Source organism: Aeromonas sp. S16(2024) (assembly GCF_041403065.1).
Classification (GTDB): Bacteria; Pseudomonadota; Gammaproteobacteria; order Enterobacterales; family Aeromonadaceae; genus Aeromonas.
On the sequence record NZ_JBGLQX010000031.1, the window covers coordinates 15,254 to 40,389 of the forward strand.

Annotated in this window: 27 protein-coding genes; 13 read left to right on the forward strand and 14 right to left on the reverse strand. The window is 63.6% G+C overall.

Going from position 1 to position 25,136, the window contains the following annotated elements; all coding sequences use genetic code 11:
* Positions 1 to 71 precede the first annotated feature (71 nt).
* The 3 genes from hpt (at position 72) to ACB030_RS18220 (ending at position 2,402) form a co-directional block, all read left to right on the forward strand.
* The gene (hpt, locus tag ACB030_RS18210; RefSeq protein WP_025328200.1) at positions 72 to 602 is read left to right on the forward strand and encodes a hypoxanthine phosphoribosyltransferase; all 531 of its coding nucleotides are present in this window, start codon (positions 72 to 74) and stop codon (positions 600 to 602) included.
* A gap of 112 nt (positions 603 to 714) precedes the next feature.
* The gene (locus ACB030_RS18215; RefSeq protein ID WP_234675959.1) at positions 715 to 1,632 is read left to right on the forward strand and encodes an ABC transporter ATP-binding protein; all 918 of its coding nucleotides are present in this window, start codon (positions 715 to 717) and stop codon (positions 1,630 to 1,632) included.
* On the forward strand, positions 1,629 to 2,402 hold the full coding sequence (locus tag ACB030_RS18220) for an ABC transporter permease (protein ID WP_025328198.1): 774 nt from the start codon (positions 1,629 to 1,631) through the stop codon (positions 2,400 to 2,402). The genes ACB030_RS18215 and ACB030_RS18220 overlap by 4 nt, the downstream gene beginning before the upstream one ends.
* Before the next feature lie 63 nt (positions 2,403 to 2,465).
* Here the strand turns inward: ACB030_RS18220 and ACB030_RS18225 are convergent, their stop codons facing one another.
* The 9 genes from ACB030_RS18225 to thpR all read right to left on the reverse strand — a co-directional run bounded on the left by ACB030_RS18225 (position 2,466) and on the right by thpR (position 9,683).
* Positions 2,466 to 2,813, reverse strand: a complete 348-nt coding sequence (locus tag ACB030_RS18225) for a putative quinol monooxygenase (protein ID WP_139434066.1) — start codon at positions 2,811 to 2,813, stop codon at positions 2,466 to 2,468.
* Positions 2,814 to 2,907: 94 nt separating this feature from the next.
* Positions 2,908 to 3,774, reverse strand: a complete 867-nt coding sequence (gene panC / locus ACB030_RS18230; protein ID WP_371161767.1) for a pantoate--beta-alanine ligase — start codon at positions 3,772 to 3,774, stop codon at positions 2,908 to 2,910.
* A 102-nt stretch (positions 3,775 to 3,876) separates the two neighbouring features.
* Positions 3,877 to 4,671, reverse strand: coding sequence for a 3-methyl-2-oxobutanoate hydroxymethyltransferase (gene panB, locus ACB030_RS18235; RefSeq protein ID WP_371161769.1), 795 nt, complete (start codon positions 4,669 to 4,671; stop codon positions 3,877 to 3,879).
* Between the two features lie 18 nt (positions 4,672 to 4,689).
* The gene (folK, locus tag ACB030_RS18240) at positions 4,690 to 5,187 is read right to left on the reverse strand and encodes a 2-amino-4-hydroxy-6-hydroxymethyldihydropteridine diphosphokinase (protein ID WP_371161771.1); all 498 of its coding nucleotides are present in this window, start codon (positions 5,185 to 5,187) and stop codon (positions 4,690 to 4,692) included.
* A 10-nt stretch (positions 5,188 to 5,197) separates the two neighbouring features.
* Positions 5,198 to 6,670 carry a polynucleotide adenylyltransferase PcnB gene (gene pcnB / locus ACB030_RS18245; RefSeq protein WP_371161773.1) on the reverse strand — a complete coding sequence of 491 codons (1,473 nt, stop codon included), beginning with the start codon at positions 6,668 to 6,670 and terminating at the stop codon, positions 5,198 to 5,200.
* A gap of 143 nt (positions 6,671 to 6,813) precedes the next feature.
* A complete protein-coding gene (gluQRS, locus tag ACB030_RS18250; protein ID WP_371161775.1) occupies positions 6,814 to 7,716 on the reverse strand; it encodes a tRNA glutamyl-Q(34) synthetase GluQRS in 903 nt (300 codons plus the stop codon).
* A 112-nt stretch (positions 7,717 to 7,828) separates the two neighbouring features.
* Positions 7,829 to 8,278: an RNA polymerase-binding protein DksA gene (gene dksA, locus ACB030_RS18255; protein WP_005329052.1), complete on the reverse strand. Its 450-nt coding sequence runs from the start codon at positions 8,276 to 8,278 to the stop codon at positions 7,829 to 7,831.
* Positions 8,279 to 8,403: 125 nt separating this feature from the next.
* Positions 8,404 to 9,141 (reverse strand): DNA/RNA nuclease SfsA, encoded by a 738-nt coding sequence (gene sfsA, locus ACB030_RS18260; protein ID WP_371161777.1) that lies wholly within the window; start codon positions 9,139 to 9,141, stop codon positions 8,404 to 8,406.
* Positions 9,138 to 9,683, reverse strand: a complete 546-nt coding sequence (gene thpR / locus ACB030_RS18265; RefSeq protein WP_371161779.1) for an RNA 2',3'-cyclic phosphodiesterase — start codon at positions 9,681 to 9,683, stop codon at positions 9,138 to 9,140. Before thpR ends, sfsA begins: the two co-directional genes overlap by 4 nt.
* 230 nt (positions 9,684 to 9,913) lie before the next feature.
* Between thpR and hrpB the strand changes: the two genes are divergently transcribed.
* The 3 genes from hrpB to ACB030_RS18280 all read left to right on the forward strand — a co-directional run bounded on the left by hrpB (position 9,914) and on the right by ACB030_RS18280 (position 15,209).
* Positions 9,914 to 12,361, forward strand: coding sequence for an ATP-dependent helicase HrpB (hrpB, locus tag ACB030_RS18270; protein ID WP_371161781.1), 2,448 nt, complete (start codon positions 9,914 to 9,916; stop codon positions 12,359 to 12,361).
* Between the two features lie 73 nt (positions 12,362 to 12,434).
* Entirely contained in the window at positions 12,435 to 14,756 is a 2,322-nt protein-coding gene (gene mrcB / locus ACB030_RS18275) for a penicillin-binding protein 1B (protein ID WP_371161783.1), read from the forward strand.
* 42 nt (positions 14,757 to 14,798) lie between these two features.
* Entirely contained in the window at positions 14,799 to 15,209 is a 411-nt protein-coding gene (locus ACB030_RS18280) for a VOC family protein (protein WP_371161785.1), read from the forward strand.
* Between the two features lie 81 nt (positions 15,210 to 15,290).
* Here ACB030_RS18280 and ACB030_RS18285 read toward each other — a convergent pair whose 3' ends face one another.
* Together ACB030_RS18285 and ACB030_RS18290 are read right to left on the reverse strand one after the other, a co-directional pair.
* On the reverse strand, positions 15,291 to 15,611 hold the full coding sequence (locus tag ACB030_RS18285) for an SMR family transporter (protein WP_371161787.1): 321 nt from the start codon (positions 15,609 to 15,611) through the stop codon (positions 15,291 to 15,293).
* Positions 15,599 to 15,991: a multidrug efflux SMR transporter gene (locus ACB030_RS18290; RefSeq protein ID WP_371161789.1), complete on the reverse strand. Its 393-nt coding sequence runs from the start codon at positions 15,989 to 15,991 to the stop codon at positions 15,599 to 15,601. The genes ACB030_RS18285 and ACB030_RS18290 overlap by 13 nt, the downstream gene beginning before the upstream one ends.
* A gap of 158 nt (positions 15,992 to 16,149) precedes the next feature.
* On the opposite strand from ACB030_RS18290, the gene ACB030_RS18295 reads away from it, so the two are divergent.
* The gene (locus ACB030_RS18295; RefSeq protein ID WP_247625585.1) at positions 16,150 to 17,031 is read left to right on the forward strand and encodes a LysR family transcriptional regulator; all 882 of its coding nucleotides are present in this window, start codon (positions 16,150 to 16,152) and stop codon (positions 17,029 to 17,031) included.
* A gap of 62 nt (positions 17,032 to 17,093) precedes the next feature.
* Here ACB030_RS18295 and ACB030_RS18300 read toward each other — a convergent pair whose 3' ends face one another.
* The gene (locus ACB030_RS18300; RefSeq protein ID WP_371161792.1) at positions 17,094 to 17,609 is read right to left on the reverse strand and encodes a DUF2937 family protein; all 516 of its coding nucleotides are present in this window, start codon (positions 17,607 to 17,609) and stop codon (positions 17,094 to 17,096) included.
* A gap of 210 nt (positions 17,610 to 17,819) precedes the next feature.
* Between ACB030_RS18300 and ACB030_RS18305 the strand changes: the two genes are divergently transcribed.
* On the forward strand, positions 17,820 to 18,503 hold the full coding sequence (locus ACB030_RS18305) for a phosphatase PAP2 family protein (protein WP_371161794.1): 684 nt from the start codon (positions 17,820 to 17,822) through the stop codon (positions 18,501 to 18,503).
* A gap of 279 nt (positions 18,504 to 18,782) precedes the next feature.
* Positions 18,783 to 19,685, forward strand: coding sequence for a TSUP family transporter (locus ACB030_RS18310; RefSeq protein ID WP_371161796.1), 903 nt, complete (start codon positions 18,783 to 18,785; stop codon positions 19,683 to 19,685).
* Between the two features lie 25 nt (positions 19,686 to 19,710).
* Here the strand turns inward: ACB030_RS18310 and ACB030_RS18315 are convergent, their stop codons facing one another.
* Positions 19,711 to 20,526: a hypothetical protein gene (locus ACB030_RS18315; protein WP_371161798.1), complete on the reverse strand. Its 816-nt coding sequence runs from the start codon at positions 20,524 to 20,526 to the stop codon at positions 19,711 to 19,713.
* A 209-nt stretch (positions 20,527 to 20,735) separates the two neighbouring features.
* On the reverse strand, positions 20,736 to 22,022 hold the full coding sequence (gene hemL, locus ACB030_RS18320; protein ID WP_371161800.1) for a glutamate-1-semialdehyde 2,1-aminomutase: 1,287 nt from the start codon (positions 22,020 to 22,022) through the stop codon (positions 20,736 to 20,738).
* A 223-nt stretch (positions 22,023 to 22,245) separates the two neighbouring features.
* Between hemL and clcA the strand changes: the two genes are divergently transcribed.
* From clcA to ACB030_RS18340, 4 genes are all read left to right on the forward strand, one after another.
* A complete protein-coding gene (clcA, locus tag ACB030_RS18325; protein WP_371161802.1) occupies positions 22,246 to 23,640 on the forward strand; it encodes a H(+)/Cl(-) exchange transporter ClcA in 1,395 nt (464 codons plus the stop codon).
* An 87-nt stretch (positions 23,641 to 23,727) separates the two neighbouring features.
* Complete coding sequence (locus ACB030_RS18330; RefSeq protein WP_371161804.1) at positions 23,728 to 24,420, forward strand: DUF6776 family protein; 693 nt, start codon at positions 23,728 to 23,730, stop codon at positions 24,418 to 24,420.
* 89 nt (positions 24,421 to 24,509) lie between these two features.
* Positions 24,510 to 24,860 (forward strand): iron-sulfur cluster insertion protein ErpA, encoded by a 351-nt coding sequence (erpA, locus tag ACB030_RS18335; RefSeq protein WP_025328177.1) that lies wholly within the window; start codon positions 24,510 to 24,512, stop codon positions 24,858 to 24,860.
* A gap of 141 nt (positions 24,861 to 25,001) precedes the next feature.
* On the forward strand, positions 25,002 to 25,136 hold a 135-nt coding region (locus ACB030_RS18340; RefSeq protein WP_371161807.1), incomplete at its 3' end, for a transposase DNA-binding-containing protein.

Sequence of the window (25,136 nt, forward strand, 5' to 3'; positions counted from 1 at the left end):
GGAGTGGTAGAATCATCGGTTTTGATGTTAATGAACGGCCAATAACCCTTTGGCCATTATTGGAGTATGTGATGAAACACAACGTCGAGGTGATGATCTCCGAGGCTGATGTCGCCGCCCGGATCGCCAAACTGGGTGAAGAGATCACCGCCCGTTACCAGGGCTCCGATGAAGTCGTGATGATTGGCCTCTTGCGCGGCTCCTGCGTCTTCCTGGCCGACCTCTGCCGTCAGTGCCAGCTGCCCATCACCCTGGATTTTATGACTGCCTCCAGCTATGGCTCCGGCATGCACAGCACCCGTGACGTGCGCATCCTCAAGGATCTGGATGATGACATCAAAGGCAAGGACGTGGTGATCGTCGAGGACATCATCGACACCGGCTACACCCTCAACAAGGTGCGCGAGATCCTCTCCCTGCGCGAACCGAAATCCCTGGCCATCTGTACCCTGCTGGACAAGCCGTCCCGTCGTGAGGTCCAGGTGCCGGTGGACTGGATTGGCTTCGCCATCCCGGACGAGTTCGTGGTGGGCTGTGGCATCGACTACGCCCAGAAGTACCGTAATCTGCCCTTCATCGGCAAGGTAGTTCCGCAAGAGTAAGCAAGGCTCGGACGTGGCAGGGCAGCTTGGCCGCCCGCCATCGACTGTCTTCAGGCGGCGCTCAAGCCGCCTTTTCTGTCTCGAGATGGGCTCATCCATCACAGGGGTTGCAATGAACGCATTGGAAATCAGCGGTCTGAAGAAGACCTATCAGGGGGGCGTCGAAGCCCTCAAGGGCATAGATCTCACCGTCAAGCAGGGAGATTTCTTCGCCCTGCTCGGCCCGAACGGGGCGGGCAAGTCCACCACCATCGGCGTGATCAGTTCGCTGGTGAACAAGAGTGCCGGCAAGGTCAAGGTGTTCGGTTACGACATCGACACCGATCTGGAGCTGGCCAAGGCCCAGCTCGGGCTGGTGCCTCAGGAGTTCAACTTCAGCCAGTTCGAGAAGGTGAGCCAGATTGTCACCCACCAGGCCGGTTTCTACGGCGTGCCAAGGGCCGAGGCCAAGGTGCGCGCCGAGAAGTACCTGCGCCAGCTCGATCTGTGGGACAAGCGCGACATGGCGGCCCGCACCCTCTCCGGCGGCATGAAGCGCCGGCTGATGATAGCCCGCGCCCTGATGCACGAGCCCAGGCTGCTGATCCTGGATGAGCCGACCGCCGGGGTGGACATCGAGATCCGTCGCTCCATGTGGAGCTTCCTCAAGGAGCTCAACGAGCAGGGGGTCACCATCATACTCACCACCCATTACCTGGAAGAGGCCGAGATGCTGTGCCGCAACATCGGCATCATCGACAAGGGGCGCCTCATCGAGAACACCAGCATGAAGAACCTGCTCGGCAAGCTGGGGCGGGAGACCTTCCTGCTGGATCTGGTGCCCGGCAGCCAGGTGCCGACCTTGCCCGAGTTCAACGGTCGCATGCAGGATGAGCACACCCTGGAGGTAGAGCTGGACAAGAGCCAGTCCCTCAACAGCCTGTTCGAGCAGCTCTCCGCCCAGGGGGTGAAGGTGCTGAGCATGCGCAACAAGGCAAACCGGCTGGAAGAGCTGTTCGTCAACCTGGTAGAGGAGGGTCGCAAAGCATGAACCCCATGACCTATTACATCGCCTTCAAGAGCATACTGGCCAAGGAAGTGAGCCGCTTTACCCGGATCTGGATCCAGACCCTGGTGCCGCCGGCCATCACCATGAGCCTCTACTTCGTCATCTTCGGCAACCTTATCGGGTCGCGCATCGGTGACATGGGGGGCTTCAGCTACATGGAGTTTATCGTGCCCGGCCTCATCATGATGTCGGTCATCACCAACTCCTACTCCAACGTCGCCTCCTCCTTCTACAGCGCCAAGTTCCAGCGCAACGTGGAGGAGCTGCTGGTGGCGCCAGTGCCCAACTACATCATCATCGCCGGCTATGTGGGCGGCGGTGTGGCACGGGGCCTCTGTGTCGGTCTCATCGTCACACTGGTCTCCCTGTTCTTCGTGCCGCTGCAGGTCCACCATCTGTTCAGTGTCTGCTTCACCGTGCTGCTGACCTCGATCCTGTTCTCCCTGGGGGGGCTCATCAACGCCGTGTTCGCGAAGTCGTTCGATGACATCAGCATCATCCCGACCTTCATCCTGACGCCGCTCACCTATCTGGGGGGAGTCTTCTACTCCATCAGCCTGCTGCCGCCGTTCTGGCAGGGGGTCTCCCAGGTGAACCCCATCATCTACATGGTGAACGCGTTCCGCTACGGCTTCCTCGGCATCTCCGACGTGCCGCTCGGCACCGCCTACCTCATCATCATCGGCTTCATCGTCGCGCTCTACGGACTTGCCTGGTGGCTGATTTCCCGGGGTACCGGGCTGCGCCACTGAGGTGCAAGCCGGCCAGCAAAAAGGCGCCCTCGGGCGCCTTTTTTATTTGTCTGGTGCAGAGCCTCAGAGGGCTGGCGCGTCGTAGTCCGCCGGCTCGTCGCTGTAGACGCAGACGTTCCACTTGGCCGCCAGCCCCTCTTCGGCCAGACAGTAACGCTCGAAGAAGGCCTTGATCTCGGCGCGCTGGCAGTGGGCCTCGAAGCTGGCCATGTCTTGCCAGATCTCGTTGAAGACGATGGGGAAGCTCTCCCCCTCGGCGAAGGGACTGGCAATGTGGCGGGTGACTCTGTACTGCAGGCAGCCGTCTTCCCTCAGGGTATTGGGCTCCAGCCCCTGCAAGACCTGGAACAGGGCCTGCTCCTTGCCCGGCTTGGGCAGGAACTGGGCGATGCAATAAACCTTCTTGGACATTTTTGTCTCCTTGCCGTGTCTCAACCCTGAAGGGTGACGACACTATTGTCGATAAGGCGGGCCTTGCCGGGGTAAGGGTCGGCCATCGGGACTGTCAGTCGTTGCTTGCGCTGATGAGGGTGACGACGCGGTTGTCGATAAGGCGTGCCTTGCCCAGATAGGCAGCCATCAGGATCACCAGCCGCTTGCTGGCGGCGCTGGCCGATTCGAGGGTGTCGGCATCGACGATGTCGATGGCGTCCGTCCTGAAGCCCGCGTTGTCGAGACGCTGGCTGGCCTGAGCCACCAGGGAGGGGAGGTGGTTGTTCCCCGCTTCAATCTGCTCGGCAATCCAGTTCATGGTGCGCGCGAGCTCGGGGGCCTGGGCGCGCTCGGCAGCGGTCAGGTAGCCGTTGCGCGAGGAGAGGGCCAACCCGTCCTCGGCCCGCACAGTGGGCACGCCGACTATCTCGACCGGCATGGCCATGTCGGCCACCATCTTGCGAATGAGCGCCAGCTGCTGGTAATCCTTCTGGCCGAAGCAGGCCACGTCGGGCTGCACCAGGTTGAACAGCTTGGTGACGACGGTGCTGACACCGCGAAAGTGCCCCGGGCGCAGCGCCCCTTCCAGCAGGCTGGAGAGACCCGGTACCTCGACGAAGGTCTGGCTGGCCAGCCCCTGGGGATACATCAGCTCCGGGGTCGGGGTGAACACCAGATCCACGCCGGCGGCCTGAAGGGCGGCGCAGTCCTGCTCCAGGGTACGGGGATAGTTGGCGAGATCCTCGGCCTTGTCGAACTGCAAGGGGTTGACGAAGATGCTGACGACCACCTTCTCGCCGTGGCTGCGGGCCTCATCGACCAGGGTGAGATGGCCCTGGTGCAGATTACCCATGGTGGGCACGAATGCGATGGCGCGGCCTTCGCGGCGCCATTGGCCGATCTGTTCACGCAGAGCGGCAGGATTGTTCACAACCAACATCAACAGTTCACCTTCGGATAGGTCAAGAAAACAGGGATTGCATAGGCCAGAGAGGGATGCGAAACGGGGGCCTAGCCCCCGTTGCCGTTCATGAGGCCTGGATCAGCTGAAACAGTGCTCGGGGCCGGGGAAGGTGCCCTCGCTCACCTGCTGTACATAGAGGCGGATGGCGGCGCGCATGTCACCCGTCTCGGCCAGGAAGTTCTTGGTGAACCTGGGCACATAGCCGGAGGTGATGCCAAAGGCGTCGTGCATCACCAGGATCTGGCCATCGGTGGCCGGGCCCGCGCCTATGCCGATGACAGGGATGCGCAGGGCCTTGCTGATGCGCTCGGCCAGGGCGACCGGCACGCATTCGAGCACCAGCAGCTGGATGCCCGCGGCCTGCAGCTCGAGGGCCTGACGGTAGATCTCCTGGGCGTGGAACTCGTCGCGCCCCTGCACCTTGAAGCCGCCAAACACGTGGACGGATTGCGGGGTCAGCCCCAGGTGACCGCAGACAGGCACGCCGTTGCGGGTCAGGTGGCGAATGCTCTCGCAGAGCCAGTCGCCCCCTTCCATCTTCACCATGCGGGCGCCGGCGGCCATCAGCCGGGCGGCGTTCTGGTAGGTCTGCTCGGGAGTGGCATAGCTCATGAACGGCATGTCGGTGACCACCAGCGCCTTGCTGGCGCCACGCACCACGCAGCGGGTGTGATAGACCATCTCATCCATGCTGACGGCCAGGGTGTCGTCCCCTCCCTGCAGCACCATGCCCAGGGAATCACCGATGAGCAGCACCTGGGCGCCTTCGTCGTCGAACAGCTTGGCGAAGGTGGCATCATAGGCGGTGATGGCGGTGATTTTTTGTCCGTCCTGCTTCATCTTCTGCAGGGCGGTGATGGTGATCTTGCTCATTGCGTTGCTCCTACTCGTCTACTCACCCGCCGCGCCTGCAAGGATCGCGAGACCATTGCGCGGGCAGCGGGCAACCAGTTCGGTGAGCGGGGTGCCGCAGGGCAGCACCAGGGCGGGGGCGATTTCGGCAAGGGGCAGCAGGACGAACTCCCGCTCCTTCATGCCGTAGTGGGGAACGATCAGGCGTTCATGCTGGATGACTTGCTCGCCGTACAGCAGCAGATCCAGATCCAGGGTTCTTGGACCCCAACGCTCGTCCTTGCGCACACGTCCCTGTTCCCGCTCGATTTTCTGCAGTTGATCCAGCAAAGCCAGGGGGCCGAGCCGGGTATGAAGCCGCACCACGGCATTGACGTAGTCCGGCTGATCCGCAGGGCCCATGGGGCGGCTGCCGTAAAGCTGCGAGGCCTGCTGCAATTGGGATTCCGGCAGCCTGCCCAGGGCGGCGACAGCCTGCCTGGCCTGGGCGACGGGATTGCCCAGGTTGGATCCGATGGCAACGAAGACCTCGATCATCGGATGGCCTTTATTCTGCCGCTTTCGGCTTGCGACGACGGGGGCGACGGCGGTTGCGGCTGTTGCTGCCACGTTTCTCACCGTCTCCGCGCGGCTCGGCCGCCGGGGCTCGTTCACCGCTCGCCGGGCGGCGGGTTGCTTCCCGTTGCAGTTGCGGACGCACATCCGGGTTGGAGGCCACATAGCGCTCCCACCAGCTGGCCAGCTCGCCGAGGCCCCGTTCTACCCGGTTGCGCAGCAGCAGGAAGTCAAAGGCTGCGCGGAACTTCGGATGCTCCATGGCGCGCTCGGGGTGACGACCCTGGCGACGGGTCAGGCGCTGTTGCAGGGCCCAGATGTCGCGCACGTCCGTGGTGAAGCGGCGCGGCACGGCGATGATCCGCACCTGGGCATCCAGCACCTCGTTGATGGCCAGCATGAAGGCGTCGTGCCAGGGCAGGCCGCTCTCGTTTTCCAGCACCCGGGCACGGGCCTCGACGGCGCCCCACAGCAGGGTGGCATAGAGGAAGGCCGGGGTGACGCGCTTCTCTTCACGGACCCGGGTATCGGTATCCATCAGCGCCAGCTCGATGAACTGCTCGTAGGGCGAGTTGCCGTTGGGGGTGAACAGGGCGGCGACCTGGGGGAACAGGGGCTGGAACAGCCCGTATTCGCGCAGCAGCTTGTAGGTGGCGAGACCGTCACCGGCCAGGAACAGCTTGAGGGTCTCCTCGAACAGGCGGGCGGCAGGAATGTCCTGCAGCAGCGGCGCCAGTTCCCGGATGGGGGCGGCGGTGCGCGGGCTGATGGTCATCTCCAGCTTGGCGGCGAAGCGCACGGCGCGCAGCATGCGCACCGGGTCTTCCCGGTAGCGGGTCTCGGGGTCGCCGATCAGCTCCAGCTTGCGCTCTGCGAGATCCTCGATGCCACCCTCGAAGTCGTGCAGGGTGAAATCCTTGGCGCTGTAGTAGAGGGCGTTGACGGTAAAGTCACGGCGCTCGGCATCCTCTTCGATGGTGCCGTAGACGTTGTCACGCAGCAGCATGCCTTCATCAGACTGGGCCGACACGTGCTTGCTGGTATTGACCTGATGGTGGTGACCACGGAAGGTAGCCACTTCGATCACGTCACGACCAAAGACGATGTGGGCCAGGCGGAAACGACGGCCGATCAGGCGGCAGTTGCTGAACAAGGCCTTGATCTGCTCCGGCGTCGCATCGGTGGCGATGTCGAAATCCTTTGGCGTCTTCCCGAGCAGAATATCCCGGACGCCGCCACCCACCAGGTAGGCTTCGTAGCCACCCTTGTTCAGGCGGTAGAGCACCTTGAGCGCATTCTCGCTGATCTCTTTGCGCGAAATAGGGTGCTGGTCACGGCTCAAGGTTCGGCGTTGACCGGCGACACGGGCTGGAATGGGAGACTCTATCGACTGCTCGCCGTCTTCCTTGCCGAGCACCTTGCGGCAAAAGTTTGCGATCTGGGAAAAAATGGTACACCTCTTCATGACTTCAAATTGACGGGAGGCCAAAAAATAGCGGCCTATCATAGCTCAGGCCCGACCAAATGAGAAACGCTGCGGTCTGCTTCCCCGATTCGGGCCCGGTGACATAAATGACGCGGCGGCCTGCGTTTGCTCTGCGTGCCGGTTTACCTGGCCCCCAGCACTATCTTCTGCTGGCGGGGAACCCGCGCCAGCTGCCAGTGGGCAATGCCCCAGGCGATGATCTCGTCGACGGTATTCTCTCTTAAGCAAGGCGGCGGGCACTGGCCTAGGAAGGCGAGGGCCTGCCACAGGGCGGGCCTGACGTCATCCTGTGCCAGCGCCGGCGCATGGTTCTGCTTCGACAGCTTGTTGCCATCCGCCAGCACCGCCAGCGGCAGGTGCACCCAGGCGGGGACGTCCGCTCCCAGGGTCTGGTAGAGGGCAATCTGGCGCACGGTGGGCTCCAGCAGATCGGCGCCGCGCACTATCTCCGTGATGCCGCTGTCCATGTCATCCACCACCACCGCCAGGTTGTAGGCGTAGAGCCCGTCCCGGCGGCGCACGATGAAGTCCTCCTCGGCGAGCGCCGCAGGCACAGCGATATGGCCCTGCAACTCATCCTCGAAGTGGTAGACGGGATGATGCTGGCGCAGGCGGGCGGCGCAGCCTTCTGCGGTCAGCCCGAGAGTGCGGCAGTGGCCGTTGTAGAAGCCGCCCGCCGCCATGATCTCGCGCCGGGTGCAGCGGCACCAGTAGAGATCCCCGGCCCGGTAGAGCCCCTCGATGATCTCGTCGTAGCGCCCATGGCGCCGGCTCTGATACATCACCTCCCCATCCCAGCCGAGGCCATGGGCCTCCAGGGTCTGGAGGATGAGCTCGCTGGCCCCGGCCATCTCCCGCGGTGGATCTATGTCCTCGATGCGCACCAGCCAGCGCCCCTGCTGCGATCTCGCCTGCAGGAAGCTGCCAAGGGCGGCGACCAGGGAGCCGAAGTGGAGCGGACCGGACGGGGAGGGGGCGAAGCGGCCCACATGGGGTCGGACAGGGGAGGAGGGGGTCATGGCCATGGGAATTCGGGTAGACGATGCATTGAGGCTGCATTCTGGGATGGTCGTGGGAAAAGCTCAATAAAAAAGGGAGCCCGCGAGCTCCCTTTTTTGTCCATGTCGATGGGCGGCATCAGCCAGCCATCTGTTTTTCCTTGATTTCAGCCAGCGTCTTGCAGTCGACACAGAGGTCGGCAGTCGGACGGGCTTCCAGACGACGAATACCGATTTCGATACCGCAATGTTCGCAGTAACCAAAGTCGTCTTCTTCGAGCAGCAGCAAGGTCTTCTCGATCTTCTTGATCAGCTTGCGTTCACGGTCGCGGGTGCGCAGTTCGAGTGCGAACTCTTCTTCCTGCGCGGCGCGATCGACCGGATCCGGGAAGTTGGCAGCCTCATCCTTCATGTGGTCGACGGTGCGGTCAACTTCCTGCATCAGTTGGTTGCGCCAGGCTCCCAGGATCTTGCGAAAATGAACCTTTTGTTGGTCATTCATGTACTCCTCACCGGCTTTTACCTGGTAAGGCTCTACACCCGCAATGGCCAGGGGGCCCAGAGATTTCCTGTTTTCGCCTGTTGGCATGCCCTGTCTCCTAATTCAGCACGCTACCCGTGCCATCCATAAATTGAGGGCGGTATCTATAGCAGAAGGGTCAACGGGAGGCAAACAAGCCTTGTCAATAATGTTACCCACTTCCACATTTATTCTCAGCCCTCGGGTAGCATGTGGTCAGATTCAAATGGAATAAAATCTTGAGCCACCATGCCCTGCACCCCAACATGGGGGCGATAGCATAAAATTTCAACCCCTGCCGCCATCGCCTGCTCAACAAGCTGACTATAGTGCGGATCTATATGGGTTGCAGGGCGCACTCTCGCGATGCCGGAGTGCAACACCATGAACAGCAGCACGGCTCTGTGCCCTTCCGCCTTCATGGCCATCAATTCACGCAAGTGCTTGGCGCCACGGGTGGTGACCGCATCGGGGAAGTAACCCATGCCCGCTTGTTCCCGCTCGTCGAGCAGGGTGACAGATTTCACCTCTATGTAACAACTTGCCCTGTGATCGTCTTCCAGCAGCAGGTCGATGCGGCTGTTCTCCTCCCCGTATTTCACCTCGGTGCGCAGCCTGGCATAACCCGCCAGCGGGGCCAGCGCCCCTTGCTCGATGAGCTCCCGGGCGACCTGGTTGGCCCGGGCCGTGTTGACGCAGATGAAGTGGCCCGCCGGGCTCTGGGCTATCTCCCAGCTGTGGGCCAGCTTGCGCTTGGGATTGCTTGAGGTGGAGTACCAGACCCGGGTACCCGGCTCGGCACAACCCGTCATGGCGCCGGTATTGGCACAGTGAATGGTGATCTGCTCGCCATTGTCGAGTTGCACATCGGTCAGGAAGCGCTTGTAGCGGGCGATGAGCTGACCGGATTGCAGAGGGGGATCGAAGATCATGGAGTCAGCTCCTCGCTGCTTGTTGCTTTGACGCGGGCACGCAGGGGCCAGCAGGCGATGGGGTCATAGCTGACCCCCTGCGGAGTGCTGACGGACTGGTAGAGGCAGAAGCTGTCCACCTGCAGCACAAAATAGGGGGCGGGCAGCGCCTCCGGGGCCTCGCCAGCCTTGCGCGACAGGGTGACGTGGGGGCGGTAGCCCTGTTCCCCGTTGCCAAGCCCCAGCTTCTCGCCGTGACGACGCAGGGCCCTGGCCAGCACGTTCAGCTCGTTTGGCCACTCGCTGGGCCCCACCCAGGCAGCCTTGGCGCGGCTGAACCAACCGGTTTCATCGAGGGTGATGACAAGGGGCGGACAGTGCTGACGTTCGGCGGCGGCCATCAGGCGGGCAGTGGTGACCTGATCCGCTTCACCCAGAAAGGCCAGCGTCAGGTGGAGGTTGGCTTGCGGCACAGGTTGGCCGGGCCAGGGGCGTTGATCTCGCCAGTCGATAAGCTCGGGGGCGAGCTGTTGCAGGGGCAGGGCAAAGAAAAGTTTGGCCATCTTGGTGAGGATGCCTTTTTACGCTCATAACATGGCGCCATTCTATGGCAGCCATCGCTGCCATGTCTCGCCATCCTGTTATCCCGTTTATATCCATGGTTCGAATGGGAGGACGGTCATGATGATCATCCTGCCATCGCCTGTGCCGGCGACATCTGCTCACGGTGGCCGCGAATGCTATGGCAGAATGGGCGCCGTTTTAAGGTCGCTAACGTAAGGTGTTTGCCGCTTTGTCCCTACTCCCCATCGTCTCTGTGCTGCCCGAGCTGTTTGATGCCATCGACAGCCACGCCAGCGTGATATTGCAGGCCCCCCCGGGGGCGGGCAAGTCGACCCTGCTGCCCCTGGAGCTGGTGCGCCGAAACCGGCTGCCCGGCCGCATCATCATGCTGGAGCCCCGCCGCCTCGCGGCGCGCAACATAGCGGGCTTTCTGGCGCGCCAGCTCGGGGAGAAGGTGGGGGAGCGCATCGGGCTGCGGGTGCGCGGCGAGAGCCGGGCCAGTGGCCAGACCCGACTCGAGATAGTGACCGAGGGGGTGCTGACCCGGATGTTGCAGCAAGACCCCGAGCTTAGTGGCGTCTCGCTCGTCATTTTCGATGAATTCCACGAGCGCAGCCTGCATGCCGATACCGCCCTGGCCTTCGCCATCGAGAGCCAGCAGGGGCTGCGCGATGATCTCAAGCTGCTCATCATGTCCGCCACCCTGGACGGCATGGCGCTGGAGGCCCTGTTGCCGGACGCCCCCGTCATCCGCTCCGAGGGGCGCGGCTTTCCCATCGACTACCACTACCGCCCCGCCAATCGCCAGCAGTGGCTGGAGCCCCAGGTGGGCGCCGTGGTGCTGGAGGCGCTGGCGGACCACGGGGGCAGCGCCCTGGTGTTCCTGCCGGGACAGGGGGAGATAGAGCGGCTCGCCCAGTGGCTGGAAGGGCGCCTGCCGGATGACGTGCGCCTCGCCCCCCTCTACGGTCGTCTCGACATGGCGGTGCAGCAGGCGGCCATCGAGCCCGCTCCGGCGGGGAGCCGCAAGCTGGTGCTCACCACCAATGTGGCGGAGACCTCCCTCACCATAGAGGGGGTCTCCGTGGTCATCGACAGCGGGCTGGAGCGGCGCGCCACCTTCGATCTGAGAAGCGGCGTCACCCGGCTGGAGACCCGTCAGATTGCCAGGGCCTCCGCCACCCAGCGTGCCGGCCGTGCCGGCCGTCTCGGCCCCGGGGTCTGCTACCGGCTGTGGAGCGCCGAGGTACAGGAGCGCCTCGCCGAGCAGAGCCCGCCGGACATCCTCACCCAGGAGCTGACCGGCCTGCTGCTGGACGCCGCCCAGTGGGGGGCCAGGGTGGAGAGCCTGCCGCTGCTGGACATGCCCCCCGCCCCTGCGGTGGCGAGCGCCCGGCGCCTGCTGGTGGCCCTTGGCGCCATGAAGCCGGAGACTGAGCAACAACTCACCCCGGCCGGCCGCACCATGGCCGCCTTCGGCACTCATCCCCGGCTGGCGCGCATGCTGCTGCGGGCCCGGGAGCTGGAGGCCGAGGGTCTGACAGGGATTGTCGCCGATGCGGCATTCCTGGTGGCGCTGCTGGAAGAAGATCTGCGAGGATCTGAGCGCCTTTCCGTGCTCTTCCATCGCCGCCAGGGGGCCTTGCGTCAGGGGGCAGCCCGCTGGTTCGAACGCCTGGGGGCCCGCCCTGCCGGCGCCCAAGGACAGTGGCTGGGGTTGCTGTGCGCCCTCGCCTGGCCGGATCGGATAGGCAAGCTGCGCAGCGGCAGCCGCTATCAACTCAGTGGTGGGATCGGCTGCGATCTGGTAGAAGGTCACCCATGTCAGGGACAAGGGGCCCTGATCGCCATCGAGATGGGGCAGAACGATCGTGGCAGCCGCATCTTCATCGCCGAGCCGGTGGCGCTGGACGAGCTGGTGCGCCAGTTGCCGGAGCTGGTGAGCGAGCGCCAGTGGTTCGACTGGGACGAGCGGGAAGAGCGGGTCCGGGCCGAGCGCCAGCAGGTGATCGGCGAACTGGTGCTTGGCCAGCGGCCGCTGACGGACCTCTCCGACGAGCAGAAGGGGCGCTGCCTGCTGCAAGGCATTCGTCGCAAGGGGCTGCAGGTGCTGCCCTGGGACGAGGGCAGCGAAGGCTTGCTGGCCCGCTTGCGCTGCGCCCGTGACTGGCTGCCGGACGAGGGCTGGCCCGCCATGGACGACGAGAGTCTGCTGGCCCGGCTGGAGGAGTGGCTCTTGCCTGCCCTGAGCGGCATGACTCGGCTGGAGCAACTCAAAAGGCTCAACCTCTCCGATCTACTGCGCCAGTCCCTGCCCTGGCCCTTGCCAAAACGGCTGGACGAGGCGCTGCCGAGTCACTTTGCTGCGCCGACCGGCAGCCGGGTACGGATCCGTTATCAGCCGGGGCAGGCCCCGGTGATCCCGGTGCGCATTCAGGAGATGTTCGGTCAGGGTACGACCCCCTGCGTGGCCGATGGCCGTGTGCCCCTGGTGGTAGAGCTGCTCTCCCCGGCCCAGCGGCCGCTGCAGATCACCGCCGATCTCGCCGCCTTCTGGGCGGGCTCCTACGAGCAGGTGAAGAAAGAGATGAAGGGGCGTTACCCCCGTCACTACTGGCCGGACAACCCTCTGGAGGCCATGCCGACCAAGGTCACCAAGAAAAAGATGGGTATCTAGGTTCGATGGGTTAAGCCCGATCGGACGTTCGCGAATGCGACATCACAAGTAGAAAGGAAAGCAAAGAGGAATTATGGCAACCCAACGACGCAAGAGCCCCCCCAAGAAGGCGGCGCCCAAGCGCACCATCTGGCGCACCCTGTTCTGGCTGGGCTTCAAGCTCTCCCTGGTGGTGGCGGCCTTTATGGTGGTCTTTGGTATCTACCTCGATACCAAGGTGCGCGAGCGCTTCGACGGGGAGAAGTGGCAGTTGCCCGTGATGGTCTACAGCCGCCCGCTGGAGCTCTACCCCAGCCAGCGTCTCTCCCAGACCCAGATGCTGCGCGAGCTCAACATGCTGAGCTACAAGCAGGTGCGCCAGCCCCACACCCCGGGGGAGTACGCGGTCAACGGCAACCGCATCGAGCTGGTCCGCCGTCCGTTCGAGTTCCATGACGGCGCCGACGGCGCCCGTGGCCTGCGCCTCACCTTCAACGGTGCGCGGCTGGAGGGGATCCAGTCCCTGGAGAACCAGCGTCAGCTAGGTTATGCCCAGATGGACCCTGTGCTGCTGGACCGCCTCAACACAGAGGATCGGGAAGATCGCCTGCTGGTGCGCATCGCCGAGGTGCCGGACAGCCTGCTGGTGACCCTGCTGACCACCGAGGATCGCGACTTCTACCAGCACGGCGGCGTCTCGCCGGTGGCCATCATGCGCGCCATGGTAGCCAACCTGCTGGCGGGTCGTACCGTACAGGGGGGCAGTACCCTCACCCAGCAGCTCGCCAAGAACTTCTTCCTGACCCGGGAGCGCAACCTGTGGCGCAAGGCGCAGGAAGCCTATATGGCGGTGCTCATCGACTACCGCTACAGCAAGGACGAGATCCTGGAGGCCTACCTCAACGAGGTCTATCTGGGGCAGAACTTCTCCCAGGGGGTCTATGGATTCGGGCTCGCCTCCTACTTCTACTTCGGCATCCCGGTCAACGAGCTGGACATCGATCAGGTGGCCCTGCTGGTGGGCATGGTGAAGGGACCCTCCTATTACGATCCCTGGCGCTTCCCCGAGCGGGCCAAGGCGCGCCGGGATCTGGTGCTGAAACTGCTGATGGAGCACGGCAGCCTGACTCAGGCCGAGTATGAGCTGGCCAGCAAGCAGTCCCTTGGCATCATCACCCGGGGCCAGATGAGCTATGGCCGCACCCCGGCCTTCATGGGGCTGCTCAAGCGGGAAATCCAGAACCGCTTCGGCCCGGATCTGCTCAAGCAGTCCGGCCTCAAGATCTTCACCAGCCTGGATCCCATCGCCCAGCACGCCGCCGAGCAGGCGGTGCAGACCGGCCTCGCCACCATAGAGAAGCAGCGCGGCAAGAAGAAGCTGGAGGCGGCCATGGTGGTCTCCGACTGGCACAAGGGCGAGGTGGTCGCCATGGTGGGGGGACGGGATCCCCGTTACGCCGGCTTCAACCGTGCGCTGGATGCCCGTCGCCAGATAGGCTCCCTGGTGAAGCCCGCTGTCTATCTCACCGGTCTCTCCAACGGCCTGACCCTGGGCACGCCGCTGAAAGATCAGCCGATCCGTATCCGCGGTCAGGATGGCCAGATCTGGACGCCGCAGAACTACGATCGCAAGTTCCGCCAAAGCGTGCCGCTGATGGAGGCGCTCGCCAGCTCCCTCAACGTGCCGACCGTCAACCTGGGTCTGCAGGTGGGGCTCGACAAGGTGGTGGACACCCTGCACAAGCTGGGGGTCCAGCAGGAGATCCAGCCTTATCCTTCCCTGGTGCTGGGGGCGGTGGCGCTCTCGCCCATGGAGGTGAACCAGATGTACCTGCCCATCGCCAACCAGGGGCTGACCCAGCCGCTGTCGGCGATCCGCGCCGTGGTGAACGGCGATGGCAGCCAGCTCTATCAGCATGACGAGACCGCCAAGCGGGTGACGGATCCCCAGGCCAGCTGGCTGACCCTGTTCGCCATGACCAAGACGGTGAGCCAGGGCACGGCCCGGGCGCTCGGTGCCAAGTTCCCCGGCGCCACCATGGCCGCCAAGACAGGGACCACCAACGAGCTGCGGGACTCCTGGTTTGCCGGGATGGACAACAACGAACTGGTGAGCATCTGGGTCGGTCGGGATGACAACCAGCCCGCCGGGTTGACCGGGGCCAGCGGTGCCTTGCAGCTGTTCAGCGGTTACATGAGCCAGCGCGGCGTCAACAGCCTGGGGTTGAAGATGCCGGAAGGGGTGAGCTGGGCCAGCTTCTCCCGCAGCAGCGGCGCCCGGGTGGCCAGCGACTGTCCCGGCAGCCTGCAGGTGCCGGCCAAGCTGGCGGGACTGAGCGAGCCCATGAGCTGCGCCAGCCCGGTATCCAACCCGGTCAACGCGCTGGATCAGTGGTTCGGCGGCTTCTTCAACTGACGAAAACGGGCAGCCCAGGCTGCCCGTTTTACAAGGATTGTCATGACACTTCCCCTGCTCGGCGGCATTCACCATGTGGCCATCATCGCCAGCGACTATGAGCGCTCGCGCCACTTCTACCACCAGGTGCTGGGGCTGCCCATACTGGCGGAGACCCTGCGGGAGGCCCGCCACTCCTGGAAGCTGGATCTGGCGCTGCCGGATGGCAGCCAGCTTGAGCTGTTCAGCTTTCCCACACCCCCTGCGCGCCCTTCCAGGCCGGAGGCGTGCGGTCTGCGGCACCTGGCGTTTCGGGTGCAGGCGCTCGATCCCGTCATCGCCCATCTGGAGCGCCACGGGGTGGCCGTGGAGCCGGTACGGGTGGACGAGCTGACCGGCAGTCGCTTCACCTTCTTCGCTGACCCGGACGGCCTGCCGCTGGAGCTCTACGAGGTCGCTGCCGAGCCGGCATGAGCGGGCTGTGCCGCTGCATGAGTGCGTAAAAAAGCCGCCCGGCGAACACCGGGCGGCTTTTTCATGGGGTCAGGCCGTCCGTCAGGCCGTGGTCAGCAGGGCCACGGCGATGGCCATCACCAGGATGCCGACCCAGCCGACGGGCTTGAGGTGCTCGCCAAACAGCAGCAGGCCGCCGAGGGCGGTGCCCAGGATGCCGATGGCGCCCCAGGTGGCATAGGCCACGGCGAGATCTATCCTGCCGGTGCTCACTGCCTCACTGAGCAGGGTAAAGGCGCAGAGCACCAGCAGTATGCCGAGCAGGCCCCAGCCCTTGTGGCGAAAACCGAGGGAGCGGTTGATGGCCATGTTGGCCCCCACATCCAGCAGGGCGGCGCCCAGGACGATGATCAACGGGTGCATGGGAGCTCCTTGGCCGTAGTTGCATCAACCGGCTCGGCATGGGTTTCTCCCAGGGTCACCATAACAATGCCCACTATTGCCAGCGCCAGCCCGATCCACTCCTGCACACTCAGCTCGTAGCCCAGGAACAGCACGGAGACGGCGGTGATCAGGGCGATTCCCAGCCCCTCCCACAACGCGAACGCAATACCAATGGAGATTGTTTTGGCGGCCTTGGCCAGCAGCAGGTAGGAGAGGGCGATGAGCAGCCACATCGGCAGATGGTGGAGCCAGCCGGTCTCACTCTCCGGGATCAGAGCCATGGTGGAGGTGCCTGCCACCTCGGTCAGGATGGCCCCCGTCAGGAAGAGGCGGGCCAAAAGCAGGGGACTGAATAACATGGGGTTTCCTTCTGTTGCTGCGACGAGGGAGAGGATAGCCGCAGCTGGGGCAGAGCTGGGCATCGCTGAGCGTCGGTAATTCTGGCGCTGACGATTTGCCTTGGGGAAGGGGGGCGGCGTAAGGTGAAGATGGAACAAGCTGCCACCAGAGCGCGACCATGAAGCTTTATCAGATACAACTCTTTGTAGAATCAGCAGACAGTGGCTCCATTGCCAATGCCGCCAGACGCCTTGGCAAGAGCCGGAGCGCAGTCAGCACGGCGATCGCCGCACTGGAGGTCGAGCTTGGCGTCGACCTTTTTGAACGAGGGGCCAACCAGAGCCGACTCACCGAGATAGGGGAGCAGGTGCTGGACGACTGCCGGCGGCTGCTGCAGGCGGCCAACAGCCTCAAGCTCAAGTGCGAGCACCACGCCTCGGGCGCCGAGGTGGCGCTGCGGGTAGCGCGGGACGACGCCATCCCCGAGCCGGTCTGGCGCGAGATGCTGGGGGCGCTGCGCCACCAGTTTCCCGGTACCAGCATCTCCCTGGTGCTGGCTTCGCCCCCCGAACTGCCGGCTCTGGTGGAGGAGGGGTTTGTCGATGCCGCCTTCGGCCTCATCACCGAGGATCAGGAGCGTAGCGGCCTCAACATAGACGTGCTCAACCCCATCCGCACCCTGATGGTGGTGGCGCCCAGCCACCCGCTGGCGGGGTTGAAACGGGTGCTGCAGCAGGATCTCACCGATCAGACCCAGGTCACCCTCTCCTATGTGGACGAGTTCTCGGTCAAGAGCCTGCTCCCCATCGGCGGCCAGCACATAGGGTTGTCGAGCTTCGAGCTGATGCGGGATGCAGTGCTGGACGGTCTCGGCTGGGCGGTGTTGCCCTCACCGCTGATCCAGAGCCAGCTGCGCCAGGGGGAACTGCTGACCCTGAAGCACAAGTTCAGCCTGCAGTGGCGCGATTACGGGGTCTATCTGTCGGAAAACGCCCATCACGGCAAGGTGCTGGCCTGGCTGAAGAAGGCCATCGAGGCCTATCTCGAACCCTTCGAGTAGCGCTTTCGGGAGGAGAACGACAACAGGGGCCGCCGGCCCCTGTTGCTTGAGACGGCTAGGGATCAGCGCAGGGCGTGACGGGGGGCGGGCTGGCGCTGGCGAAAGGGCAGCAGGAGCAGGCTGAGCAGCAGATCCCCCAGCAGGGAGGCGAACAGCCCCGCCGCCACACCGCAGAAGATGGCGGCCTGCTTGAGGGGCACCACATAGCCGTAGTTGCGCAGGGTGTCCTGCCAGAGCTGGGAGTCCGCCTGCAACAGCAGGTGGGAGAGCTGCAGGTACCAGGGCCTATCCTGGAAGGCGCGCTCCTGCTGCAGGTGGCGCTGCTGGCTCACCAGCTGCTGCAGGCTGGTGGCATCCTGGGTGAAGACGGGATCCTGGCTGGCGCCGTAATGGGCGACCAGGGCGTCGAGATCGCCGCCAAAGTGTTGATCCGCGGTGCGCTGGAAGGGCGCCAGACCGAGGCTGGCCTGCTGCAGGCGCGCATCCAGCCGCTGGTAGTAGAGATCGACGATCCCCGGTATCTGCACGCCCGCCAGCAAACCGAGGGCAAACAACATCATGCGAAGGTAGCTGCGCATAGCCATCATCCTGAGTAAAAGGAGCCTCATACTAGCCGCAAGCCCCTGGCGCGCCAAGGTGGTGCTGGCCGCTCCCGCATCCGGGGGTGGCTGGGCGGGTATAAACAAGATTCAATAGAGCATTGTTTGTTACATGAACTCTTACATTTTTGTGATTCACGTCACCGGGAGGCTGACCTAGAATCACCGCTTTTTGAAGGAAGACTCGGCATGAGCAAGTTCATACCTTTCTATCTGATCGGGGGCCTGATTGCCCTCAGTTGGGCCACCCTGCCGGGTCATGGCCCCTGGGATCACTGGGATCTCGCCACCTTCCAACTGGTCAATGGCTGGCTGGGTGAATCCGCCCGCTGGGCCGATCTGGTGGCCATCACCAACAATCGCCTGTTCGATCTGGTCGCCCTGGGCTGCATGGGGCTGATCCTGGCCATCTGCTTCTTCCGGGCCCAAGGTGAGGCGCGCCGTCGCCTGGTAGCCATGGGGATCGTCATGTTGCTGGGGGCCCTGGTGATCAATCAGCTCGGCCACCAGCTGCCGGTCAGCCGTCCCAGCCCCACCCTGATGGTGGACGGGGCACTGCGGCTGACCGAGCTCAGCACCATCCCGACCAAGGACTCTGCGGGCGACAGCTTCCCCGGTGATCATGCGCTGTTTTTGATGATCTTCGCCGGCTTTGCCCTGCGTTACCTGCCGCGCCGGGCTGCCGTGATCGCCGTGCTGATGGTGCCCCTGTTCTCGGCCCCCCGCATCCTCGCCGGTGCCCACTGGCTGACGGATGTCTATGTTGGTGCCCTCTGCCTCACCCTCATCTGCCTGCCGCCCTTGCTGCTGACCCCATTGTCGGATCGGCTGATCGACCGCCTGGCTCCCAGACTGCCCCGCTGGATCTCCTGAGGCCGTTGCGGCCGGGATGACGGAAGGCAATAAAAAGAAGGCGGGTGACCGCCTTCTTTTGCTTATGCCCATCGGTGCTGTGGTCGTCGCGAAATGACCAGGACTACGCCCGATGAGTGCGGGCTTGCGCCCTCAACGACAAGTATTGGCAGAGTCATTCGAGCTTTACCATCAGAAACTGACGGGACCAAACGTTTGCATCCGATGAAAGCGTGATCCAGACCAGGATTTTTTCTGTGGGCTGCCTTAGAATCGCCGCCCGTTGCTGGAGGTCCCCCTATGCTTGTCACTTTTCTGCGCCTGTTGTTTATCGGTTGCGCCCTGGTCTTTATCTTCATGCTGATCCATGCCTGGTGGCACAAGCGGCGCCGGGGCGAGCTGGAGTCCACCCCCTTCTGGCCGGTGGCGGCCATCGGCTTCGTCGCCAACTTTCTCGACACCCTTGGAGTCGGCAGCTTCGCGGTCAAGACCGCCTGCTACAAGCAGTTCAAGCTGATCGACGATCGCCTGCTGCCGGGCACCCTCAACGGTCAGTGCGTGCTGCCGACGGTCACCCAGTCCCTCATCTTCATCGGCGTGGTCAAGGTGGATCCGCTCACCCTCATCAGCATGATGGCCGCCGCCGCCGCGGGCGCCGCCTGGGGGGCCCGTCATGTGGCCTCGTTCGATCGCCAGACCATCCGGCTGGTGATGGCTGTCTCCCTGCTGGTGGTGGCCGGGCTCATCTTCGCCGGCCTGCTGGGTCTGTTCCCCCTCGGGGGCGAGGCCATGGGGCTCAGTGGCTACAAGCTGGGAATAGCCCTGCTCGGCAACTTCCTGTTCGGGGTGCTGATGAATGTGGGCATAGGGTTGTTCGCCCCCTGCATGACGCTGGTCTATCTGCTGGGGATGAACCCGCTGGCGGCCTTCCCCATCATGATGGGCTCAACCGCCGTGCTCAGCGTCTTCTCGGCGGGCACCTTCATCCGCAAGGGGGCCTTCGATGCCAGGGCCGTGCTGGCGGTGGCCCTCTTCGGCCCCATCGGCGTGGTACTGGCGGCCATGCTGGTACAGTCCATGGACATGGAGATGCTCAAATGGCTGGTGGCTTTCATCGTCATCTACACCTCATGGACCATGTACGCCTCCTGGCAGGCGGCGCGCCGTCAGCCCGAGTCTCGGCTGGCCGGTGCCGCCAGCTAGTCGACGTCCAGAGGCTGGTGAAGGTTTATCCGGCCCGCCTGATCCGGCCATGCCGCCTGGTTAGTGGCGCTTGCTGCGGGGCCGCCGCTGGCCGCTGACTGGAGGTGACCAGGGCGGCTTCGGCCTTGGCCCCGAGGAAGACATAGAGCCCCAGCGCCAACAGCAATCCCACTGCGCAACCCATCACCCCCACCGCAGGCCAGAGCAGTTCGTTCTGGCCGAGGGATCCCTTGAACAGCAGCAAGAGCCCTTCGATGGAGACAGCGATCAGGATGGCGGCGATGAAGCGGGTGATGGTGCGGCGAATGGCGCTGTGGCGGAAGATGTCCTTATGCAGCAGCACCTCTTCCTCCAATATGGTCTTGCCCAGATCGAACACCGCCAGGGCCAGGGTCAGGAAGATGATGGCGCTGAAGGCGCCGAGCCGGTTCTGCTGGGTGCCGCACAGCAGCAGATAGAGCTGCTCGAGGCCATGCCAGATCAGGGTTCCCACGATGAGAAACAGCGCCAGGCTCAGGATCACGTAGACGGCCCTGAACCAGGGGATGGCGCGGCGCCGCTCCCTGTCCCCCATCAGCCAGGCGATCAGCTGGTGCAAATTGATCTCAAGCTCCCGACCATGACCCTGCACCCTCAGTCGCAACTGCCCCTGGGGGGCCGGAATGGGGGGCAGGATCCTCGCGCTTGCCTGGCTCTGGCCCAGGCTCTGCACGCTCAGCACGAAGGGATAGCCCTTGAGGGCCTCCTGGGGGAGGGTGAGCAGTCCCAGCAACAGGGGGGTCAACTCGGTTTCGTACTCCTGATAGCGCCGCAGCACATCGATGGGGCTCATCTCTGCCATATGGACCTCGGTAAAGTGGGCTCCTGAGTAAGGCAGTGCAAATAGTGGGCCCGCTTTATGACAGCTAGTGTGGCCGCGAATGCACCAGCAAGTGGCAAACACCGGCGAGAAGAGAGAGGAGGCTGCACCAGAAGGGGGCTCTGGCAGGGGGAGACACAGAGGCAACAAAAAAGGGCCCTTCGCGGGCCCTTGGTTCATGCTGGCAGGGCTCAGCCCGCCAGTTTGGCGAAGCTGCGCTCGGCGGCGGCCAGGGTGTGTTCGATCTCCTTGTCACCGTGGGCCAGCGACAGGAAGCCGGCCTCGTAGGCGCTCGGCGCCAGATAGACACCCTCTTCCAGCATCAGGTGATAGAAGCGCTTGAAGCGCTCCATGTCGCAGTGGGTCACCTGCTCATAGCGGGTGATCTCGGTCTCTTCGGTGAAGAAGAAGCCGAACATGCCGCCCACGTAGTTGATGGCAAGGGGGATGCCGTGCCTGGCGGCGGCCGCTTTTAGCCCCTCGGCAACGCGCGCCGTCTTGGCGCTCAGCTGCTCGTAGAGACCCGGCTCCAGCAGCAGGTCCAGCATGGTCAGACCGGCAGCCATGGCCACCGGGTTGCCGGAGAGGGTGCCCGCCTGATAGACGGGGCCGGTCGGGGCTATGTATTGCATCACCTTCTTCTTGCCGCCGAAGGCGCCCACCGGCATGCCGGCCCCGATGATCTTGCCGAGGGTGGTCAGATCCGGGTCGATGTTGTAATGACCCTGGGCGCCGCGCAGGGAGACGCGGAACCCGGTCATCACTTCGTCCAGGATCAGCAGGGCGCCGGCCTCGTCGCAGATGGCGCGTAGTCCTTCCAGGAAGCCGGGCACCGGCGGGATGCAGTTCATGTTGCCCGCCACCGGCTCGACGATGATGCAGGCGATCTCGCTGCCGTACTGGGTGAAGGCCTCGCGCACCGAGTCCAGATCGTTGAACACACAGGTGAGGGTGTGTTTGGCAAAGTCGGCCGGGACGCCCGGGCTGTTGGGCTGGCCCAGGGTCAGGGCGCCTGAACCTGCCTTCACCAGCAGGGAGTCGGCGTGGCCGTGGTAGCAACCTTCGAATTTGACGATCTTGTCGCGGCCGGTGTAGCCACGGGCGAGGCGGATGGCGCTCATGGTGGCTTCGGTGCCGGAGTTGACCATACGCACCTGCTCCATGGAGGGGACTATCTGGCGTACCTTCTCGGCCATCAGCACTTCGATCTCGGTGGGGGCGCCGTAGCTCAGCCCCTTCTCAACGGCCTTGATGACGGCGGCCTTGATGGCCGGGTGGTTGTGACCCAGCAGCATGGGGCCCCAGGAGCCGATGTAATCCACATAGGCCTGGCCGTCCACGTCATAGAGGTAGGCGCCATCGGCGTGATCGATGAAGCGGGGTGTGCCGCCGACCCCATTGAAGGCGCGGACCGGTGAGTTGACGCCGCCCGGAATGGTCTGGCGGGCCTGTTCAAACAGCTGATCTGATTTTGACATGGATCATCCTTAATGGGATTTTGGTCGTCACCCGGGCGCAGGCGGTCGATAGCGGCTCGGCAGGCTGCGGTGGGAGGAGTATGCTTTGCGCTCTCGCCACCCGGACTCCCGGTCTGCACCCGTGATTAATGAAACGGGCCGACTATAGCAGAAAGGCCCTGTGCTGGGCAGCCGAGCCGAGGCCGGGTGTTTTCCGACCCTCGTTAGATGAGCGTGAATACTCATGGTGCAACAAGCTATCCCCCCTCACGAGGCGACCACACAAGGCCGCCCTCCTGCCCTGCAGCGCCTGATCCGGCGGGACAAGATGCCGCTGCTGGTGCTCTTGCTGGCCGCCCTGGTCGGGGTTCTGGCCGGACTGGTCTGCGGGTTGTTTGAATCCGGTGTGCACTGGCTGGCACAGCAGCGAGTCCTGCTGCTGGCGGATCGCCCCTGGTGGCAACTCGTTCTGCTGGGCTTTGGTTTCAGTGCCCTGCTGGGATTTGTCGGCTACTTCCTCACTCACACCTTCGCCCCGGAAGCGGGTGGCTCCGGCATTCCCGAGATCGAGGGGGCCATGGACGAGCTGCGCCCGGTGCGCTGGTGGCGGGTCTTGCCGGTCAAGTTCTTCGGCGGCATCTGCACCCTGAGTTCCGGCATGGTACTGGGGCGGGAGGGACCCTCGGTACAGATCGGCGGCAACCTTGGCAAGATGGTGGCGGATATCTTCCGGCTGCCGAAGGAGCATGGTCATGCCCTGCTGGCGGCGGGGGCGGCGGGAGGCCTTGCCGCCGCCTTCAACGCGCCGCTGGCGGGGATACTCTTCGTGATGGAGGAGATGCGGCCGCAGTTCCGTTACTCCTTCCTCGCCATCAAGGCGGTGGGGATCTCGGCCGTCATGGCGACCCTGATGCTGCAGAACATGAAGGGGCAGGCGCCTGTCATCAGCCTGCCCCACTACGACGCCCCGGCCCTGAAGGCGCTCTGGCTCTTCCTCTTCATGGGAGGCTGTTTCGGCGTGCTGGGCTTCGTGTTCAACAAGCTGGTGCTCGCCTGTCAGGATGGCTATCTGGCTCTGCACCAGAACAAGCGTCACCGCTTCGTTGCCATCGGCATGCTGGTGGCAGGCACCTTCGGCGTGCTCTCGCTGTTTGCCCCCTCGGTGACCGGTGGGGGAACCGAGTTGATCCCTCATCTGGTGGGGGGTAACTATGGGATGGCAACCCTCTTCCTCATCTTCTCGGTGCGACTGATCGCCACCCTCGTCTGTTTTTGTTCGGGCGCCCCCGGCGGCGTCTTCGCCCCGACCCTGGCACTCGGCACCCTGTTCGGGGTGGTCTTCGGCCACCTGTTCCATGCGGCCTTTCCCGATCTGGGCATAGAGCCCGGCGCCTTCGCCATCGCCGGCATGGGGGCGCTCTTTGCCGCCACTGTGCGTGCCCCCATCACCGGCATAGTGCTGGTGACCGAGATGACGGACAACTATCAGCTGATCCTGCCCATGATGATCACCACCATAGGGGCCACCCTGGTGGCGCAGTGGTTGGGAGGGCGCCCCATCTATTCCCAGATCCTGGAGCGAACTTTACGGCTTGCGGCGCGTCAAAAGCGGGGAGACGGCAGCGTGGCTGCCAGTTAACTCCTTGTTTATCCATATCAATCCGGCAAGGTCGCGTATAGTGAAGGGAAACAGGCCGTGGTATGGCATGCTAATAGAAGAGGCCCTATGTCCCAAATCGTGAAGGTATTGGTGGTGCTGGCGGTGGGGGCCTGTATCGGCTATTTCATCGGGAATCGGCAAGAGCTGGCCCAGAGCAGTCTGCTGACGGTGCAGCAGGAGACTCTGGAGCGGCAGAGCAAGGCCATCGGCCAGCTCAAGACGGATCTGGGGGTCAAGGATACCTTGCTGGCGACCCAGAAGGCGGCCTTCGAACAGTTGCAGAAGACCCTCAAGGATCAGGAAGCCCAGGTTCAGGAGCAGAAGCGCCAGCTGGCCTTCTTCGAGCGTATCATGCGCCCTACCGGTGATCAGGTGGGGGTGACCATCGACAACCTGACCCTGCAGGAAACCAGTGTGCCGGGTCGCTATCACTATCGTCTTGCCCTGACCCAGCCCGCCAAGAAGCGGGAGCTGTTCCGGGGCCAGGTACAAATCAGGGTCGAAGGCAGTCTGGTAGACAAGCCCAGGATCCTCAGCGGGCGTGAGCTTGGCATGAAGGTCGGGGAGGGGCGCTATGCACTGCGCTACTTCCAGCTGTTGGAAGGCAACTGGCAATTGCCGACAGGTTTTGTTCCAGATCGGGTGAGGATCATCATCGCCAAGGAGGGGCGCCAGCCGGCCCAGGAGTTGGTGGCGGAGTGGAGCGAGGTACTCAAGCCCCTGGTGACTCAACCAGCCCCCTTGCCCGTGGTGCAGTAAGAGAGTGGTGAATACTTGAACTAAATGGTCGGGTATTGGATAATTTCGCGGTTTCCATGTTTGTGGATCTAATGGTTGTGAGGTCAGTAATGAGTGCAGTAGCAGAAGCCCCGTTGCCAATCCAGATGACGGATGCGGCGGCGAACAAGGTAAAGACCTTGATTACCGAAGAAGAAAATCCCGAGCTCAAGTTGCGGGTCTACATCACTGGGGGGGGCTGCTCCGGTTTCCAGTACGGTTTCACCTTTGACGAAAAGATCAACGACGGGGATACCGTGGTCGAGAAGAGCGGCGTGACCATGGTGATCGATCCCATGAGCCTGCAGTATCTGGTTGGGGGTAGCGTGGACTACACCGAAGGTCTGGAAGGCTCCCGCTTTACCGTGACCAACCCCAACGCCTCGACCACCTGTGGCTGTGGTTCCAGCTTCTCCATCTGATTGGTCAGTAGTACACCTTTGAAAGGGTCCGGCAGGCTGTCTCTTATACAAAAATCCCCAAGCATCGCTTGGGGATTTTTTTTGAACTTATCTCCCATTGCGTGATCTGAACCTTTCATCGCTCTCTTCCCTGGTTCTAACATGCCCTTCACTCAACCGGCGCACTGGGCGCAGGCACAGTTTGGTCACGCCAACCTCAACGACCCAAGACGCACCAGAAGGCTGGTTGCCCTCGCCACTGCCCTTGCTCACCAACCAGGAGATTGCGTGTCACAC